This is a genomic window from Ruegeria sp. F5, from assembly GCF_056533845.1.
Window position 1 is genome coordinate 1 of record NZ_JBQFOU010000073.1, and the last position, 988, is coordinate 988.

2 protein-coding genes are annotated in these 988 nt (G+C 52.7%); both read right to left on the reverse strand.

The features are described from left to right. Positions 1-33: 33 nt before the first annotated feature. The gene (locus tag ACR0K1_RS25595) at positions 34-447 is read right to left on the reverse strand and encodes a VOC family protein (RefSeq protein ID WP_480852321.1); all 414 of its coding nucleotides are present in this window, start codon (positions 445-447) and stop codon (positions 34-36) included. A gap of 178 nt (positions 448-625) precedes the next feature. Continuing rightward, positions 626-988: VOC family protein (locus ACR0K1_RS25600; protein WP_480852322.1), on the reverse strand; the 363-nt coding region annotated here is incomplete at its 5' end.

The following is a 988-nucleotide window of genomic DNA, read 5'->3' on the forward strand; positions in this document are numbered from 1 at the left end:
CCGCATTTGGAGCACTGGTGATAGTTTGATGTCTCAACTGCTTTCACCATCTTTGTGGCAGACAACCTCGAGCTTAATGCCGTGTGGGTCGAGCCAATAGGCCGCATAGTGGATCCCGTATTGAGGAAACTCCTGGGGTTCGTCCAGAATATGTGACTTCCGCGAGAGTGCCCAATTGTACGCCTCACGCACGACCTCACGCGTTTCCACCGAGAAGGCCAAGTGCTGTAACCCAGTAGCATGGCGCGAATAGTGCCCATCGTCCCTCGCCTGGTAGAAGAACAGCTGCGTCCCGAGTTTCCCATCCGGTCCGTAGTTGAATGCCGGTTCGGTTTTGAACCACTCCTTGAAGCCAAGGATCGGCATTAGATCGTCATAATAGGCCTTCGCCGCCGCAAGATCCGGCACCGCGATGCCGATATGATCTATGAATCCCGTTCTGGGCATGACTGCTCTCCAGTTCTTAGAGCCTCATGGCCTCGACCTTAGCTGTGATCAGCCAGCAGATTTGTGCTCTTGGTTTCGACGTCGAGGCTACATTGAGTATTGGCTAAGATGCAAAATTCGAAAAGCTTGTGCTCTTTCTCGACCCTGGTTGCGTGGCTGCCTTTGTGTTGCAATTCGTTTATTGTGCCAGCTTGTTGCTTACCTCGACCAGATTGTCATCTGGATCACGGAAGTACACGGACATAAGCCTGCCGACGGCGCCCAGTTTCTCAGAAGGACCTTCCACGATAGTGACGTCATGCGCGCGAAGTTTCGCGGTGATTTCCTCGATTGGTGTGTCGGTCAGTAGACAGAAATTACCGCTTCCCGGAACGGTTTTTATCGCCAGATCCGGTGCTGTGCCTGCAACTTGAAGACTGATTTTGTTTGAACCGAAATGTAGGGACCATTTGCCGGGGCGTTCCTCTCGCGGAGTCATGCCTAGCAGGTGTTGATAGAATTCAAGCGTTATGTCGACATCATGGACGCAGAGGACGACGTG

Excerpts from the sequence above, each read along its gene's own strand:
- ACR0K1_RS25595 (WP_480852321.1), bottom strand. The coding sequence starts at position 447 with ATGCCCAGAACGGGATTCATAGATCATATCGGCATCGCGGTGCCGGAT.